Origin of the sequence: Streptomyces sp. NBC_00158 (assembly GCF_045160885.1) — a bacterium.
Lineage (GTDB): Bacteria > Actinomycetota > Actinomycetes > Streptomycetales > Streptomycetaceae > Streptomyces.
Genome location: NZ_CP108161.1, coordinates 3688616 through 3705321, shown reverse-complemented (window position 1 = coordinate 3705321; position 16706 = coordinate 3688616). Strand labels below are relative to the sequence as shown.

13 protein-coding genes, 1 tRNA gene and 1 pseudogene are annotated in these 16706 nt (G+C 71.7%); 7 read left to right on the top strand and 8 right to left on the bottom strand.

Translation table 11 applies throughout. The features are described 5' to 3' along the window. The first annotated feature begins 45 nt into the window (after positions 1-45). Entirely contained in the window at positions 46-1188 is a 1143-nt protein-coding gene (locus tag OG553_RS17040) for an acyl-CoA dehydrogenase family protein (protein WP_405979786.1), read from the top strand. Positions 1189-1221: 33 nt separating this feature from the next. Here the strand turns inward: OG553_RS17040 and OG553_RS17035 are convergent, their stop codons facing one another. The 6 genes from OG553_RS17035 to OG553_RS17010 form a co-directional block, all read right to left on the bottom strand. Next, complete coding sequence (locus OG553_RS17035; protein ID WP_405979785.1) at positions 1222-1566, bottom strand: rhodanese-like domain-containing protein; 345 nt, start codon at positions 1564-1566, stop codon at positions 1222-1224. 66 nt (positions 1567-1632) lie between these two features. Further along, positions 1633-2463, bottom strand: a complete 831-nt coding sequence (locus tag OG553_RS17030; RefSeq protein ID WP_405979784.1) for a J domain-containing protein — start codon at positions 2461-2463, stop codon at positions 1633-1635. 131 nt (positions 2464-2594) lie between these two features. Then, positions 2595-4076 (bottom strand): DUF2252 domain-containing protein, encoded by a 1482-nt coding sequence (locus OG553_RS17025; protein WP_405979783.1) that lies wholly within the window; start codon positions 4074-4076, stop codon positions 2595-2597. Positions 4077-4145: 69 nt separating this feature from the next. After that, a complete protein-coding gene (locus tag OG553_RS17020) occupies positions 4146-4805 on the bottom strand; it encodes a response regulator transcription factor (RefSeq protein ID WP_125595717.1) in 660 nt (219 codons plus the stop codon). Positions 4806-4815: 10 nt separating this feature from the next. Next, on the bottom strand, positions 4816-6507 hold the full coding sequence (locus OG553_RS17015) for a histidine kinase (RefSeq protein ID WP_405979782.1): 1692 nt from the start codon (positions 6505-6507) through the stop codon (positions 4816-4818). Positions 6508-6637: 130 nt separating this feature from the next. Then, positions 6638-6720: transfer RNA gene (locus tag OG553_RS17010), tRNA-Leu, on the bottom strand. A 293-nt stretch (positions 6721-7013) separates the two neighbouring features. Between OG553_RS17010 and OG553_RS17005 the strand changes: the two genes are divergently transcribed. The 6 genes from OG553_RS17005 (at position 7014) to pknB (ending at position 15064) form a co-directional block, all read left to right on the top strand. After that, positions 7014-7820 carry an FhaA domain-containing protein gene (locus OG553_RS17005; protein WP_405979781.1) on the top strand — a complete coding sequence of 269 codons (807 nt, stop codon included), beginning with the start codon at positions 7014-7016 and terminating at the stop codon, positions 7818-7820. A 10-nt stretch (positions 7821-7830) separates the two neighbouring features. After that, positions 7831-8331, top strand: a complete 501-nt coding sequence (locus OG553_RS17000; RefSeq protein ID WP_405979780.1) for an FHA domain-containing protein — start codon at positions 7831-7833, stop codon at positions 8329-8331. A gap of 142 nt (positions 8332-8473) precedes the next feature. Beyond that, entirely contained in the window at positions 8474-9940 is a 1467-nt protein-coding gene (locus OG553_RS16995; RefSeq protein ID WP_405979779.1) for a PP2C family protein-serine/threonine phosphatase, read from the top strand. 31 nt (positions 9941-9971) lie between these two features. Then, on the top strand, positions 9972-11396 hold the full coding sequence (locus OG553_RS16990) for an FtsW/RodA/SpoVE family cell cycle protein (protein ID WP_405979778.1): 1425 nt from the start codon (positions 9972-9974) through the stop codon (positions 11394-11396). Further along, on the top strand, positions 11393-12859 hold the full coding sequence (locus OG553_RS16985; protein WP_405979777.1) for a peptidoglycan D,D-transpeptidase FtsI family protein: 1467 nt from the start codon (positions 11393-11395) through the stop codon (positions 12857-12859). Before OG553_RS16990 ends, OG553_RS16985 begins: the two co-directional genes overlap by 4 nt. Positions 12860-13015: 156 nt before the next feature. After that, positions 13016-15064: a Stk1 family PASTA domain-containing Ser/Thr kinase gene (gene pknB, locus OG553_RS16980; RefSeq protein WP_405979776.1), complete on the top strand. Its 2049-nt coding sequence runs from the start codon at positions 13016-13018 to the stop codon at positions 15062-15064. 67 nt (positions 15065-15131) lie between these two features. Here pknB and OG553_RS16975 read toward each other — a convergent pair whose 3' ends face one another. Then, the gene (locus tag OG553_RS16975; protein WP_405979775.1) at positions 15132-15863 is read right to left on the bottom strand and encodes a class E sortase; all 732 of its coding nucleotides are present in this window, start codon (positions 15861-15863) and stop codon (positions 15132-15134) included. 13 nt (positions 15864-15876) lie between these two features. Continuing rightward, positions 15877-16704, bottom strand: a pseudogene (locus tag OG553_RS16970) (class E sortase); the annotation flags it as partial. Positions 16705-16706 lie beyond the last annotated feature (2 nt).

Below are 16706 nucleotides of genomic sequence, written 5' to 3'. Positions count from 1 at the left end.
ACCGTCAGATCAGGGCGTCAGCCGGTGCGCGCAGGAGGACAGGCAGTGGACTTCACCTTCACCGAGGAACAGCAGGCCGCCGTCGAGGCCGCGCGGGCCGTCTTCGCGGGCGTGGCCCCCGACGGCGTCCCCAGCCCCGCGCTCACGCCCGGGGCCGTCGCGGACGACTTCGACCGGCCGCTGTGGGCCCGGCTCGCCGGCTCCGACCTGCTGGGCCTCGTCCTCGCCGAGGAGCACGGCGGGGCAGGTCTCGACGCCATCGCCCTGTGCCTGGTGCTCCGCGAAGCGGCGCGGGTGCTGGCCCGGGTGCCACTGCTGGAGCACTGTGCCACCGCCATGGCCGTCCAGGCCCACGGCAGCCCCGGACTGGCCGCCGCCCTGCTGCCCGGCGCCGCGGACGGCACGCTCGTCCTCACCGCGGCGGCGCACGGCCGGACCGGCCACGACCCCGCCGAACTCGCCGTCACCGCACGCCGCGAGGGCACGGACTGGCTCCTGGCCGGGGTGCAGACCTCCGTGGCCTGGGCCCACGGCAGCGACTGGATCGCGGTCCCCGCCCACAGCGGCGAGGGCGAGGCGGTCCTCGCGCTCCTGCCCCGCGTCACCCCGGGACTCACGCTCGCCGACCAGTACTCCACCAGCGGCGAGCGGCTCGCCGAACTCACCCTCGACGCGGTACGGGCACCCGCGGCCCACGTGATCGACGCCCCCGGCGCCTGGGAACGGCTCCACCAGCTCCTGGCCACCGGCACCTGCGCGCTCGCGCTCGGCCTCGGCGAGGCCGCCCTCACCATGACCAGCCAGTACACCGGCAAGCGGGAGCAGTTCGGCTTCCCCGTGGCAACCTTCCAGGCCGTCGCGGTGCAGGCCGCCGACCGCTACATCGACCTGCGCGCCATGGAGGCCACCCTCTGGCAGGCCGCCTGGCGGCTCGACGCCGCCACCGGCGGGGCGGGCGGCCCGCTGCCCAGCGCCGGGGACGTCGCCGTCGCCAAGATCTGGGCCTCCGAGGGCGTACGCCGGGTCGTGCAGACCGCCCAGCACCTGCACGGCGGCTTCGGCGCCGACACCGACTACCCGCTGCACCGCTACCACGCCTGGGCCAAGCAGCTGGAGCTCCAGCTCGGCCCGGCCGCCGCGCACGAGGAGGCACTGGGCGACCTGCTGGCCGCCCACCCCCTCGGCTGAGCCACCGGCCCGGCCCGATCGGAAGGACGCGGCCTAGAGCACGAAGGCCGGGTTCCCGTTGTCCGTCACCATCGGGCGCCCGGCACGGTCCCAGGCCTGCATCCCGCCGTCGACGTTCACGGCCTCGATGCCCTGGCGCACCAGGTACTGGGTGACCTGCGCGCTACGGCCGCCCACCCGGCACATCACGTACGCGGTACGGCCGTCCGCAACCGCCTCCGTGACCTCGCCGAAGCGCGCCACGAAGTCGCTCATCGGGACGTGCAGCGCACCCTCGACGTGCCCGGCCGCCCATTCGTCGTCCTCACGGACGTCGAGGACGAAGCCTTCGGCGGGCACCGCCGCGGCGTCCACCGAGGGAAGCGGTCCGAGGTTCATAACAGTCGCCTTCTCTCTTCACGGATCTGGTCTGCCAACCTATCCGAAGCCCCGGCCGGGCCGGGCTCATCCGGCGCTGTACGACGCCAGCTCCGCCTCGCGCTCGGAGACCTGCGCCAGCAGCTGCTCCGCGATCTCCTCCAGCAGCCGGTCCGGGTCGTCCGGCGCCATCCGCAGCATGGCGCCGATCGCGCTGTCCTCCAGCTCCTTCGCCACCAGCGAGAGCAGCTCCTTGCGCTGGGCCAGCCACTCCAGGCGGGCGTACAGCTCCTCGCTCTCGCTCGGCCGGACCTCCTCGGGCGCCGGGCCGGCCTCCCACTCCTCGGCCAGCTCGCGCAGCAGCCGCTCCTCGCCGCGCCCGTAGGCGGCGTTGACCCGGGAGATGAAGGCATCGCGGCGGGTGCGCTCGGCCTCGTCCTGCGCCAAGTCGGGGTGGGCCTTGCGGACCAGCTCGCGGTACAGGCGCCGGACCTCCTCGGTGGGCCGCACCCGCTGCGGCGGCTGCACCGACCGGTCGGTGAGCATCGCGGCGGCATCGTCGGAGATCCCGTCCGAGCCCAGCCAGTCGTGGAACAGCTCCTCCACCCCGGGCATCGGCATGACCAGGGAACGGGCCTCCTGGGCCCGCCGGAGGTCCTCGGGATCGCCGGTGCGGGCCGCCTTCGCCTCGGCGATCAGCGCGTCCAGCTCGTCGAGCCGCGAGTACATCGGGCCGAGCTTCTGGTGGTGGAGCCGGGAGAAGTTCTCGACCTCCACCCGGAAGGTCTCCACGGCGATCTCGAACTCGATCAGCGCCTGCTCGGCGGCCCGCACGGCGCGCTCCAGCCGCGCCTCGGGACGCTCGTCACCGGGGACGGCGGACTCATCGGGGGCGGTGTGTTCGGTCTGCTCGCTCACCCGGCCAGCCTACGGCCCGCCCCGGGCCAGGTTTCACGTGAAACGTAGGGGATGTTTCACGTGAAACGTGCGGGCCCGGGTCAGACCGGCCCGGCGGACCCCGGCCGGCCCGGCGGACCCCGGCCGGCCGCTCAGACCCCGAACTCGGCCGCGATCCGTCCCGAGCGCACCGCGGCCACCAGATCCGCGTGGTCGGCCTCGCTCCGGTCGGCGTAGGCCACGGCGAAGGCGGCCATCGCCTCGTCCAGCTCCTCGTTCTTGCCGCAGTACCCCGCCAGCAGCCGCGGATCGGCGCTGTGCGCGTGCGCCCGCGCCAGCAGGGCGCCGGTCATCCGGCCGTAGTCGTCGATCTGGTCCACCGCCAGCGCCGCCGGGTCCACGCTGCCCTTGCGGTTGCGGAACTGCCGGACCTGGTACGGACGCCCCTCGACGGTCGTCCAGCCCAGCAGGATGTCCGAGACCACCTGCATCCGCTTCTGCCCGGCCACCACCCGGCGGCCCTCGTGCTCCTCCTCCGGCGCGTGGAAGCCCAGCCCCGGCAGGTGCGGCAGCAGCACCGACGGCCGCGCCTCCTTCACCTGGAGCACCAGCGGCTCGCCCCGGTGGTCCAGCAGCAGCACCACGTACGAGCGGGTGCCCACGCTGCCGGTGCCGACGACGCGGAAGGCCACGTCGTGGATCGCGTACCGGGCCAGCAGCGGCAGCCGGTCCCCCGACAGGGTCGCCAGGTACGGGCCCAGCGAGGCGGCCACGGCCGCGGCCTCCCCGTCCCCGACCCGCCGCAGCACCGGCAGCGCGTCCACGAAGCGTCGGGCGCCGTCGGCGAGGAGCTCGGTCGACTTGGCGGCGAACCGGGCGGAGGTGTTGTTGCGGGCCTTCTCCGAGACCCGCTCCAGGGTGCCCAGCAGGTCCCGGGCGTCGGTGTGGGAGACCAGCTCCTCGTCCGCGATCGCGTTCCACGCGTCGAGCGCGGGCAGCTTGGCCAGCAGCCGCATGGTGCGCCGGTAGGCGCCCACCGCGTCCCGCGCCGCCGCCAGACAGGTGTCCTCGCAGGCGCCCGCCACCCGCCCGGCGAGTACCAGGGAGGTCGCGAGCCGCTTCACGTCCCACTCCCACGGACCGAAGACGGTCTCGTCGAAGTCGTTCAGGTCGATCACGAGCCGGCCGCGCGCGTCCCCGTACAGGCCGAAGTTGGCCGCGTGGGCGTCACCGCAGATCTGCGCGCCCACCCCGGTCACCGGACCGCCGGACAGGTCGTGCGCCATCAGCCCGGCCGCCCCGCGCAGGAAGGCGAAGGGGTTCGCGGCCATCCGCCCCACCCGTATCGGGGTCAGCTCGGCGACCCGGCCCACGTTGGACTCCTCCACCGCGCGCACCGCGTCCGGACGCCCGGCGGGAGCCTCGAACCGGGCGTGGGCCGCCCGCGGTACGCGCAGCCGCAGCGCCTTGCCCGCCTCCTTGGGCGAACCCGTCACGTTCCGCGGCGCGAAGCCCGCGACGCGCGGTATCCGCCCGCCGTCGCGCCCCGCGGCCGGGTCCGCCGTCACGCCCGCCCCGCCCGACGCCCCGGCCACCAGGCCCGCCGCCGCGTACTGCTCCGGTATCGCCACCATCCGCGCTGCCCCGCCCTGTTCGCGCCACACCGGCCACCTCGTGGCCGATCAAGTCCGGGCAGACCGTACCTACAGCCCGGCGTCCCTGGCCAGCAGGGCCGCCTGAACCCGGTTCTCGCAGCCCAGCTTCGCCAGGATCCGGCTCACGTACGTCTTCACCGTCGCCTCGCTCATGTGGAGCCTGCGCCCCGCGTCCGCGTTGGACAAGCCCTCTCCCAGCAGCGCCAGCACGCCGCGCTCCCGCTCGCTCAGCTCCGCCACCCGCCGCCGGGCCTCCTCGCCGCGCCCCGCGGCCGGGCCCGTGGCCAGCTGGTCGACCACGTGCCGGGTCGCCCCGGGCGAGAGGTACGCGTCCCCGGCCGCGGCCGCGCGGACGGCGCCGATCAGCTCGCCGGGCGCCGAGTCCTTCAGCAGGAAGCCCGCGCCGCCCTGGCTCAGCGCCCGCAGCACGTTCTCCTTCTCCCCGAAGGTGGTCAGGATCAGCGCCCGCACCGCCGGCGCGGCCCGCCCCAGCTCGCCCAGCGCCGTCAGCCCGTCCATCACCGGCATCTGGATGTCCAGCAGCACCACGTCCGGGGCGTGCGACAGGGCCAGCTCGACCGCCTCCCGGCCGTTGGCCCCCTCGGCGACGACCTCGATGTCCGGCGCCGAGGTCAGGATCATCCTGATCCCCGCGCGGATCAGCGGCTCGTCGTCAGCGATCACCACTCTGATCACCTTGGCTGTCACCCGCACGCTCCTACTGCTTGACCTCGTACGCCTGCTTGTCGACGAGCTTGCCGTCCTTGAAGCAGAACCGGAAAACGGTGTCGTCGGCGGACCACTCCGAATTGCCGCTGGAGAGCAGCGCCAGGCACTCCGAGCCCTCCGGCCGCGGCGGGCCCTTGCGGTCCATCCCCGCCGTCAGGACGCTGTCCCCGCTCGGCAGCCGACCGCGTACGGACTGCTCGGACTCGCCCACGTGGACCGCGTCGTACTCCTCCCTGCCGATCATCGCCTCGTTCGCGGAGCCGACCAGCATCACCACCGCGGCCCCCATCACGATGACCAGCAGCACCAGCGCCGCGACGGCGATCCCGCAGCCCATCGCCACGCCACCGGTCCGGGTGCGCACCGGCACCGACAGCTCGCGGTCCAGCGCGGCCCAGTCCAGCGGAGGCGCACCCTTCAGCGCCAGCGCACGGGCCTGCGAGCGCTGCCCGAAGTCGTCGGCCACGTCCTCGACCAGCCCGGCCGGCTCCGTCCCGTACGGCAGCACGCCCGCCACCCGGAAGCCGCCGTCCTCGGTCGCCCCCGCGTGCACCATGCCGCCGACCAGCCGGGCCCGCTCCCGCAGCCCCGTCAGCCCCTGCCCGCCCGACACGACCTCGCCCGAACCCCGGTCGGTGGCCGGACCGTTGGCGATCTCCACGACCAGCGAGTCGTCCTCGTAGCGCAGTTCCACGGTGATCGGCGACCCGGGAGCGTGCTTGTAGGCGTTGGTCAGCGCCTCCTGCACGATCCGGTACGCCGCGTGGTCGCAGGCCGCGACCAGCGGCCGCGGCCGCCCCGCCGTGCCCAGCCGTACGTCGGTCCCCGCGGCCCGCGCCGCCTCTACGATCCCGGCGATCCCGGCCACCCCCCGTGCGGCCGGCTGCGCCTCCTCGACCGGCGCGGGCGCCTCCACTCCGTCGCGCAGGATCCCGACGACCTCGCGCAGCTCGTGCATGGCCGCCACCGAGGCCTGCCGCAGCACCCCCACCGCCTCGCGCTGGCGGTCGGTCAGCGCGGGGTCCACCTCCAGCGCCCCCGTGTGCACCGAGATCAGCGCCAGCTGGTGGCCCAGGCTGTCGTGCATGTCCTGGGCGATGCGCTGCCGCTCCCGCAGCCTGGCCTGCCCGGCGACCATGGTCCGCTCGCGCAGCAGCCGGTCGTTGCGCTCCTGGAGCGCGCTCAGCAGGGTCCGGCGCTGGTGCCAGTACCGGCTGGCCAGACCCGGCATGACGGTCGCCGCGAGGAACAGCAGGGTGGAGAAGACGACCACCAGCACCGGCCGCATCTGCGACCACTGGTCGACCAGGGTGAGGCCGATCGCCGCGAGGAAGGCCAGCAGGAACGCACCGAGCGCCCGGCCCACGCCGACGATCCGGCGGCCCGCGGACCAGCCCAGCAGGACCGTCACGAGGAACACCCCGGGCAGCAGGGCGCTGGCCGCCGCCCCCACCACCAGCGTGGCCGCCGGGAGCCTTCGGCGCAGCAGCGTCAGCGACACCACGGCCACGACCCCGAGGGCCGTCTTCAGTACGGAGCTGTTGCTGAGTTCGTCCACGCCGACGCCGAGCAGCGCCAGCACGGCGGCGGTCGTCAGGTCCCCGGCCAGCATCCGCCGCGTCCAGGGCTCCGGCCCCTTCAGCCAGTCCCAGCCCGCACGCGTCCTCGCCTTGGCATCCACGCGTCCGACCCTAGACAGCGGCCCGTGCCGTCGGCCGTCTTCTTTCGTCGCGTCCCGCACGACGAAAGTCGTCCGGAGCCGGACATGCGAGAAGCCCCGGTCCGGAGTCCGGACCGGGGCTTCCCCGATGTGGGCGAGGGGGGATTTGAACCCCCACGTCCCGAAGGACACTGGCACCTGAAGCCAGCGCGTCTGCCGTTCCGCCACTCGCCCGAGCAGCGTCCCAGTGGTTCTTCCCTTTCGGGCCGTTCCCCTGGCGACGTCGAAACATTAACACGTCGGACGGGCCTGATTGAAATCGCTTTCCCCGGCCCCCCTCACGACGACCGGCACGGCCCCTCCCACAGTCCCCTCCGGGTGCGGGACACTGTCCCTGGCGCACCCCTACGATCCCTTGTGAGCACCAACACTCCTGCGCGCAGGACCGAAGGGGAACCAGCCGAATCCGCCACGCGTGGATACGATCAGTAAGCAGTACAGGGCGACAACGACGGAGGAGGTGCCCCATGGGAGTCCTGAAGCGTTTCGAGCAGCGCCTCGAAGGTCTGGTGAACGGCACCTTCGCCAAGGTGTTCAAGTCCGAGGTCCAGCCGGTGGAGATCGCCGGCGCCCTCCAGCGCGAGTGCGACAACAACGCCACGATCTGGAACCGCGAGCGGACCGTCGTACCCAACGACTTCATCGTGGAGCTCAGCGCCGGCGACTACGAGCGCCTGAGCCCCTACTCCGGTCAGCTGGGCGACGAACTCGCGGGCCTCGTACGCGACTACGCCAAGCAGCAGCGCTACAGCTTCATGGGCCCCATCAAGGTGCACCTGGAGAAGGCGGACGACCTGGACACCGGCCTCTACCGGGTCCGCAGTCGTACCCTCGCCTCCAGCACCTCCCAGGACTCCCCGCAGGCCGCCCAGGGCCAGCAGGGCGGCTACGGCTACCCGCCGGTCGGCGCCCCGCCCATGCCCCCGGGTCCGCCCGTGGGCGGACCCGGCGCGCGCCCCGGCGCCCCGCCGGCCGCTCCCGGTGCCCCGGGGGCCATGCGCCGCTGGATCGAGATCAACGGCACCCGCCACCAGATCTCGCGCCCGACGCTCGTACTCGGCCGCAGCACCGAGGCCGATGTGCGGATCGACGACCCCGGCGTGTCCCGCCGGCACTGTGAGATCCGGACCGGAACACCCCCGACGATCCAGGATCTCGGGTCCACCAACGGCATCGTGGTGGACGGGCAGCACACCACCCGCGCTACGCTCCGCGACGGCTCGCGGATCGTCGTGGGCAGCACCACCATCATTTACCGGCAAGCCGAAGGGTGAAGCGGGGGCAATGTCAGAGCTGACCCTGACGGTCATGCGGTTGGGTTTCCTGGCCGTTCTGTGGCTGTTCGTCATCGTGGCCGTTCAGGTCATCCGCAGCGACCTCTTCGGTACGCGCGTCACACAGCGCGGCTCGCGCCGCGGCGGGGCCGCCGCGGGCGCCCAGCAGCAGACGGGACGGCAGGCCGCGCCGCCCCAGCAGCGCCAGCGCAGGGGTGCGCCGACCAAGCTCGTCGTCTCCGAGGGGACCCTCACGGGCACCACGGTGGCCCTCGCCGGCCAGACGATCACGCTGGGCCGCGCCCACGACTCCACGATCGTGCTGGACGACGACTACGCCTCCAGCAGGCATGCCAGGATCTACCCCGACCGTGACGGCCAGTGGATCGTCGAGGATCTCGGGTCCACGAACGGCACGTACCTCGACCGGACCCGGCTGACCACCCCGACGCCCATTCCGCCGGGCGCCCCGATCCGCATCGGCAAGACCGTCATCGAGCTGCGGAAGTAGTAACGAGAATGAGCGAGCGGAGCGAGCGAGCCGCGGCGGTCCGTCCCACCGGGGACACGGACCCGAGCGCGCTCCCGACCGGAGGGTGGGCAGTGTGGCTCGAGACCGGTTGTACCCCGAGGCGTCGACAGGGCAGGTGCGCATGAGTCTGTCCCTGCGTTTCGCCGCCGGATCGCACAAGGGCATGATCCGGGAGGGCAACGAGGACTCCGGCTACGCCGGTCCCCGGCTCCTCGCCGTCGCCGACGGCATGGGCGGCCAGGCAGCCGGCGAGGTCGCCAGCTCCGAGGTCATCTCCTCGCTCGTCCAGCTCGACGACGACGTCCCGGGCTCCGACATCCTCACCGCCCTCGGCATCGCCGTGCAGCGCGCCAACGACCAGCTGCGCGTCATGGTCGAGGAGGACTCCCAGCTCGAAGGCATGGGCACCACGCTCACCGCCCTGCTGTGGACCGGCCAGCGCCTCGGCCTCGTGCACGTCGGCGACTCGCGGGCCTACCTGCTCCGCGACGGCGTCCTCACGCAGATCACCCAGGACCACACCTGGGTGCAGCGCCTGGTCGACGAGGGCCGGATCACCGAGGAGGAGGCGACCACCCATCCGCAGCGCTCCCTCCTCATGCGCGCGCTGGGCAGCGGCGACGTCGTGGAGCCCGACCTCTCCATCCGCGAGGTCCGGGCCGGCGACCGCTACCTGATCTGCTCCGACGGCCTGTCCGGCGTGGTCTCCCACCAGACCCTGGAAGAGACCCTCGCCGACTACCACGGCCCGCACGAGACCGTGCAGTCCCTGATCCAGCTCGCCCTGCGCGGCGGCGGTCCGGACAACATCACCTGCATCGTCGCGGACGTCCTCGACACCGACAGCGGCGACACCATGGCCGCCCAGCTGAACGACACCCCGGTGGTCGTCGGCGCGGTCGCCGAGAACCAGCACCAGCTCTTCGACGGCAACGCCATGCAGACCCCGGCCGGCCGCGCCTCCGGGCTCGGCCGCCAGGCCCCGCCGCCCGCGGGCGCCTTCGGCCCGCCCGGCAGCGGCGAAGCCCCCGGCTACGGATACCCCGACCAGAGCCAGGGCGGCGCCCCGGGCACCTTCGGCGCACCGCAGGCCCACGACGCCTACGACGCCGACGGCCAGTACGAGGACACGTACGACCACCCGCGCAAGCGGCGCAGCAAAGGGCGCAAGTGGACCACGCGCACGCTGATCCTGCTGCTCGTGGCCGGTGTCGTCGGCGGCGGCCTGTACGCGGCGCACCGGTGGACGCAGACCCAGTACTACGTCGGCGTCAAGGGTGACCATGTCGCGCTGTACCGCGGCCTCAGCCAGAACCTGGCCTGGATCCACCTCTCGGAGGTGGAGACGGATCACCCCGAGATCGAACTGAAGTACCTCCCGCCCTTCAAGCGCAAGCAGGTCGAGGCCACGATCAGCGAGAGCAGCCTCGACGGTGCGCGCAAGAAGATCGAGGAGCTCGGGGTCCAGGTCTCCGCCTGCAAGCAGGACGAGGCCCGCCGCGCTTCCGAAGCCCAGGGCAACCAGACGCCCGGCCCCAGCCTGACTCCCGCGGAGCAGGCTGTCGTCGGCCAGTGCGAAAAGCAGTAGACATACGCGGGCACAGGGGGCCTGCCACACCATGAGCGTTGTCACCAACACGACCACCATCGGCGCCATCGAGGCGCCGAGCCGACGGAACACCGAGCTCCTGCTGCTCGCCTTCGCCGTGGTCATCCCGATCTTCGCCTACGCCAACGTGGGCCTGTCGATCCACGGCGAGCTGCCCCCGGGCATGCTGCTCTACGGACTCGGCTTCGCCGTGCTCGCCGGGATCTCCCACCTGGTCGTACGCCGCTACGCCAAGTACGCCGACCCGCTGCTGCTGCCGATCGCGACGCTGCTCAACGGGCTCGGCGTCGTCCTGATCTGGCGGCTCGACCAGTCGGAGCGGCTGCAGAACCTCGCCAAGCGCAGCTTCGGCACCTTCTCGGAATCCGCGCCGCGCCAGATGATGTACACGGGGCTCGCCATCGCCCTGTTCTCCGTCGTGCTGCTGGTCCTCAAGGACCACCGCGTGCTCCAGCGGTTCACGTACATCTCCATGGCCGGCGCCCTGGTGCTCCTGATCCTGCCCGTCATCCCGGGTCTGGGCGCGGACGTCTTCGGCGCCAAGATCTGGATCAGCGTCGGCGGCTTCTCCATCCAGCCCGGTGAGTTCGCGAAGATCGTCATCGCGATCTTCTTCGCCGGCTACCTGATGGTGAAGCGCGACGCGCTGGCCCTGGCCAGCCGCCGCTTCATGGGCCTCTACCTGCCGCGCGGCCGCGACCTCGGCCCGATCCTGATGATCTGGGCGATGAGCCTGCTCGTCCTCGTCTTCGAGAACGACCTCGGCACCTCGCTGCTGTTCTTCGGCATGTTCGTGATCATGCTGTACGTGGCCACCGAGCGGACCAGCTGGATCGTCATCGGCCTGCTCATGTCGGTCGGCGGCGCCACCGTCGTCGGCGCCACTGCCAGCCACGTCAAGGCCCGCGTCACCGCCTGGCTGGACCCCTTCGCCTGCTACTCCACGTCCGGCGCCTGCGAGCAGGTCGGCCAGTCGATCATGAGCTTCGGTTCCGGCGGGGTGCTCGGCACCGGCTGGGGCCAGGGCAACTCGGACCTGATCGGCTTCGCCGCCAACTCCGACTTCATCTTCTCCACCGTGGGCGAGGAGCTCGGCCTGACCGGCGTCATGGCCTTCCTCCTGCTCTACGGCCTGATCATCGAGCGGGGCGTCCGCACCGCCCTCGCCGCGCGCGACCCCTTCGGCAAGCTGTTCGCCATCGGGCTCTCCGGCGCCTTCGCCCTGCAGATCTTCGTCGTCGCCGGCGGAGTCATGGGCCTCATCCCCCTCACCGGCATGACCATGCCCTTCCTCGCCTCCGGCGGTTCCTCCGTCCTGGCGAACTGGGTCCTCATCGCCATCCTCATCCGGATCAGCGACACCGCACGCCGACCTGCCCCGGCCCCCGCCCCGTCCCCCGACTCCGAGATGACCCAGGTGGTCCGCCCGTCATGAACAAGCCCCTGCGCCGCATCTCGCTGTTCTGCGGGCTGCTCGTCCTCGCCCTGCTGATCCGGACCAACTGGCTGCAGTACGTCCAGGCCGAGGCCCTCAGCACGCGCAAGGAGAACCGCCGGGTCCAGATCGCCCAGTACGCCACCGAACGCGGCAACATCATCGTCCAGGGCGGCCAGCCGATCACCGGGTCGGCCGTCACCGCCGGCAGCGACTACAAGTACAAGCGGACCTACCTCGACGGCCCCCTGTGGGCGCCCGTCACCGGCTACGCCTCGCAGGCCTTCGGCTCCACCCAGCTGGAGTCCCTGGACGACGGCATCCTCACCGGCAACGACGACCGGCTCTTCTTCGACCGCACCATCGGCATGTTCACCGGTGAGAAGAAGCGCGGCGGCAACGTCATCACCACGCTGAACCCCACCGCCCAGAAGGCCGCCTTCGACCAGCTCGGCACCAAGAAGGGCGCGGTCGCGGCGATCGACCCGCGCACCGGCGCCATCCTGGCCCTGGTCAGCACCCCCTCGTACGACCCGTCCACCTTCGCCGGCAACTCCAAGGCCGACGAGAAGGCCTGGGTCGAGCTGAAGGACTCCGAGGACAAGAAGCTCGTCAACCGCGCCCTGCGCGAGACGTACCCGCCGGGCTCCACCTTCAAGGTGGTCACGGCCGCCGCCGCGCTGGAGAACGGCGTGGTCAGCGACATCAACGCGCCGACGGACACCCCCGAGCCGTACATCCTGCCCGGCACGAAGACCCCGATGGTCAACCACGCCTCCGGCTGCGAGAAGGCGAGCCTGAACGACGCGCTGAAGGTCTCCTGCAACTCGGTCTTCGCGAACCTGGGCGACAAGGTCGGCCGCGACAAGATGGTCGACACGGCCCAGAAGTTCGGCTTCAACAACGACAAGATCGACACCCCGGTCCGCGCCTTCGCCAGCGTCTACGACAAGACCATGGGCCGCGACGGCAACGCGCAGAGCTCCATCGGCCAGTTCAACACCGCGGCCACCCCGCTCCAGATGGCCATGGTCACCGCCGCCATCGCCAACGACGGCAAGCTGATGAAGCCGTACATGGTCGACCAGCTCACCGCGCCCGGCCTCGACACGATCGAGAAGCACGAGCCCTCCGAGATGAGCAAGCCCCTCAGCGCGGCGAACGCGCAGAAGGTGCAGCAGATGATGGTGAACGTCGTCGAGAACGGCACGGGAACCAAGGCCCAGATCAAGGGCGTCAAGGTAGGCGGCAAGACCGGTACCGCCCAGCACGGCGAGAAGAACGCCAAGCGCCCCTACGCCTGGTTCATCTCCTACGCCGAGCTCCCCGACGGCAGCTCCCCTGTCGCCGTGGCCGTCGTCATCGAGGACAGCGCGGCCGACCGCGAGGACATCAGCGGCGGCGGCCTGGCCGCGCCCGTCGCGAAGGCCGTCATGGAAGCCGTCCTGAAGAACAAGGCATGAGAACCGGAGACAGTATCGGAGCGGTCGGTACCGGTCCGATATCAGCCTGTGGTCACGAACCGATCACCGACGATCGGCCGGTAGCCTTGCCGCGAACAGCACACCGCCGGACCACACACCGGTGCGGTCGGGACTGACGGAGAGGGCTGGAACGTTATGGAAGAGCCGCGTCGCCTCGGCGGCCGGTACGAGCTGAGCCACGTGCTCGGCCGCGGTGGCATGGCCGAGGTCTACCTCGGCCACGACACCCGGCTCGGCCGTACCGTAGCCGTCAAGACCCTGCGTGCCGACCTCGCCCGTGACCCGTCCTTCCAGGCCCGGTTCCGCCGCGAGGCCCAGTCGGCCGCCTCGCTGAACCACCCGGCGATCGTCGCCGTCTACGACACCGGCGAGGACTACGTCGACAACATCTCCATCCCGTACATCGTGATGGAGTACGTCGACGGTTCGACCCTGCGCGAGCTGCTGCACTCCGGCCGCAAGCTGCTCCCCGAGCGCACCCTCGAAATGTGCATCGGCATCCTCCAGGCACTGGAGTACTCGCACCGCGCCGGCATCGTCCACCGCGACATCAAGCCCGCGAACGTGATGCTCACCCGGACGGGCCAGGTCAAGGTCATGGACTTCGGCATCGCCCGGGCCATGGGCGACTCCGGCATGACCATGACGCAGACGGCCGCCGTGATCGGCACCGCCCAGTACCTCTCCCCGGAGCAGGCCAAGGGCGAGCAGGTCGACGCGCGCTCCGACCTCTACTCCGCGGGCTGCCTGCTCTACGAGCTGCTGTGCGTGCGTCCCCCGTTCGTCGGCGACTCCCCGGTGGCCGTCGCGTACCAGCACGTGCGCGAGGAACCCCAGCCCCCGTCGAACTTCGACCCCGAGATCACGCCCGTGATGGACGCCATCGTCCTCAAGGCCCTGGTCAAGGACCCCGACTACCGCTACCAGTCCGCGGACGAGATGCGGGCCGACATCGAGGCCTGCCTGGAGGGCCAGCCCGTCGCCGCGACGGCCTCCATGGGCGCCGCCGGCTACGGCTACCCCGACCAGGGCGGCTACGGGCACCAGGGCTACGACCAGCCCACCACCGCCCTGCGCTCCCAGGACTCCGGCCAGACCTCGATGATGCCGCCGATGGCCCCCGGGGGCGGCGACGGCAACTACGGGTACGACAACCAGGGCCCCGGCGGCTACGACCAGGGGCACGGACGCCGTCAGCAGAAGAAGAGCCGCGCCTCGACGATCCTGCTGGCGGTCGCCGCGGTCCTCGTCCTGGTCGGCGCGGTCCTGATCGGCCGGACCCTCTTCAGCAACACCGCCGACAACCGCCCGGCCGTGCCCAAGTTCGTCGGCCAGACCTTCGAGCAGGCGCAGACCAGCGCCACCAACATGGGCCTCGGCCTGGAGAAGGAAGCCGAGGAACCCTGCGCGGACCAGCCCAAGGGCAACATCTGCTCGCAGAACCCGGCACCCGACACAAAGGTCGACAAGGGCTTCACGGTCAAGGTCAAGGTGTCCTCGGGCGCCCCCAAGGTCGCGGTCCCCGACGTCACGCGGCTGAAGTTCGAGGACGCCGAGTCGAGCCTGAAGTCGAAGAAGTTCCAGGTCGAGAAGAAGCTCGTCGAGTCCGACACCGCCGCTCCCGGCACGGTGCTGGAGCAGAACCCGAAGAGCGGCAGCCAGGCCGAGCAGGGTTCCGTGATCACCCTCCAGGTCGCCAAGGAAGCCGCCAAGGGCGTCGTCCCGGACCTCAAGGGCATGAACAAGGCGGCAGCGACCAAGGCCCTCGCGGACGCCAAGCTGAAGCTCGGCAGCACGACCGAGGTCGACTCCCCGGGAGCCGCGCCCCAGACGGTCGTGGCGCAGCAGTACGAGCCCGGTCAGCAGCTCCCCAAGGACACCCCGGTCAACGTCAGCATCTCCAAGGCGTCGTCCCAGCCGACCGTGGTGCCGCAGCTGGCCGGCCAGACCGTGGCCCAGGCCAAGGCCACCCTCAAGGCGGCCAACCTGACCTTCGGTGCGGTGCTGGGCGGGCCGACGGACGACAACGCCGTGATCATGACCTCCGAGCCCGCGGTCGCGAGCCCGGTCCCGGCGGGCACGGTCGTCAACGTCCGGACGATGGCCAATCCCAACCAGCCGCAGGACGGCGGTCAGCAGGGCGGAGGCTGGTTCGGCGGCCTCACCGGCGGCGGCCGCCGCTAGTCAGTACGTGAAACGGCCCTGCCCCCCTCTTGGAGGGGGCCAGGGCCGTTTCACGTGAAACAACCGATCAGCGCAGCTCCGCCGGCTTGGTGCGCTTGTCGTCCACCTTCTCCGTCCGCACCAGCTCGCCCCAGACGATGTAGCGGTACTTCGAGGTGTAGACCGGGGTGCAGGTCGTCAGCGTGATGTAGCGGCCCGGGGCGGTCTTGCCCGACTGCTTCGGGACCGGGTTGATCACGTCCGTGTTGTACTTCGAGGTCTGGGCCAGCTCGGCGAAGACCTTGTAGACGTACCAGGTGTCCTTGGTCTCGAAGACGATCGCGTCGCCGTTCTTCACCTTGTCGATGTTGTGGAACTTCGCCCCGTGCCCGTCCCGGTGCGCGGCCAGCGCGAAGTTGCCCTTGTCGTCCCAGGGCAGCGCGGACTTCACCGGTTCCAGGTAGTAGCCGGCCACGCCGTCGTTCAGGACGTCCGGCGCGGTGCCCTCCTTGACCAGCACCTCGCCGTTCTTCATCGCGGGCACGTGCAGGAAGCCGACGCCGTCCCCGGTGTCCAGGGCGCCCGGCTGGACGGGACCGCTCGCCGAGGGCGAGGGGCTGCCCCAGCGCTGGCGGATCTCGTCGCCGCGCGCCGAGGCCTGCCGGTCGGCGAGGACGTTGGTCCACCAGAGCGAGTACGCCACGAACAGGCCCAGGACCAGGCCCACCGTGATCAGGAGCTCTCCCAGCAGGCTCAGGGCCCCGGCGATCACACTGCGGTCGGCGGGCGGCGGTGCGGAACGGCGGCGGGCACGAGACACTGCGGGTTCGTCCTTACGGGCTGGTCAGCGCGGGCGGGGCGCCCTGGTTTCGGGGGCGTTCATCGGTCATCCTGCCCCATACGATCATCCGGTAGGTGCTGGTGAATTCGGGGGTGCAGGTCGTCAGCGTGATGTAGCGGCCGGGTCCGGTGAATCCGGAGCCCTCCGGCACGGGTTTGATCACCGCCACGTTCGCCGGCGAGGTCTGCGGCAGCGACGAGGTCATCTGGTACGTGTAGTAGGCGTCGCGCGTCTCGACGACGATCGCGTCCCCCGGCACCAGCTGGTTGATGTAGCGGAACGGCTCCCCGTGGGTGTTGCGGTGTCCGGCGACCGCGAAGTTGCCCTGCTTGTCGGAGGGCATCGCCGTCTTCAGCGCCCCCTCGGCGTAGTGGCCGGCCATGCCCTTGTCGAGGACCTTCGCCTTGCTGATCCCCTCGGCGACCGGCACCTTCAGGTCCAGCTTCGGGATGTGCAGGATGGCGAAGCCCTGGCCGGGTTCGAAGGCGGCCACCGGCGGCGGCGCGCCCGCCCCCGGCGGATGTTCCCAGGTCTGCTGGAGCGATCCCGCGGCCCCGTCGGCCGCCCGCTCCGCCAGCACGTTCGTGTACCAGAGCTGGTAGGTGACGAAGAGCAGCATCACCACGCCGGTGGTGATGAACAGCTCGCCCACGGCCCTGCTGAGCACCACCAGCGGCCCGCCCGAGCGCGGGCGGGCCCTCCTGCGGCCGCGTCCGCCCCCGCCGCGTCCACGGGCGCGTGCGTGCGAGCGCTTGGCGGCCGCCTGCGCTGCCTTGCGCCGCGCGGCCCGCCCCTCGCTGGGCACGGACGGCGCGACCGCCG

Bases quoted from the DNA above. Each gene is read 5' to 3' on its own strand.
- OG553_RS17035 (WP_405979785.1), bottom strand. From the start codon at position 1,566: ATGAACCTCGGACCGCTTCCCTCGGTGGACGCCGCGGCGGTGCCCGCC.
- OG553_RS17025 (WP_405979783.1), bottom strand. From the start codon at position 4,076: ATGGTGGCGATACCGGAGCAGTACGCGGCGGCGGGCCTGGTGGCCGGG.
- OG553_RS17005 (WP_405979781.1), top strand. From the start codon at position 7,014: ATGGGAGTCCTGAAGCGTTTCGAGCAGCGCCTCGAAGGTCTGGTGAAC.
- OG553_RS17000 (WP_405979780.1), top strand. From the start codon at position 7,831: ATGTCAGAGCTGACCCTGACGGTCATGCGGTTGGGTTTCCTGGCCGTT.
- OG553_RS16995 (WP_405979779.1), top strand. From the start codon at position 8,474: ATGAGTCTGTCCCTGCGTTTCGCCGCCGGATCGCACAAGGGCATGATC.
- OG553_RS16990 (WP_405979778.1), top strand. From the start codon at position 9,972: ATGAGCGTTGTCACCAACACGACCACCATCGGCGCCATCGAGGCGCCG.
- OG553_RS16985 (WP_405979777.1), top strand. From the start codon at position 11,393: ATGAACAAGCCCCTGCGCCGCATCTCGCTGTTCTGCGGGCTGCTCGTC.
- pknB (WP_405979776.1), top strand. From the start codon at position 13,016: ATGGAAGAGCCGCGTCGCCTCGGCGGCCGGTACGAGCTGAGCCACGTG.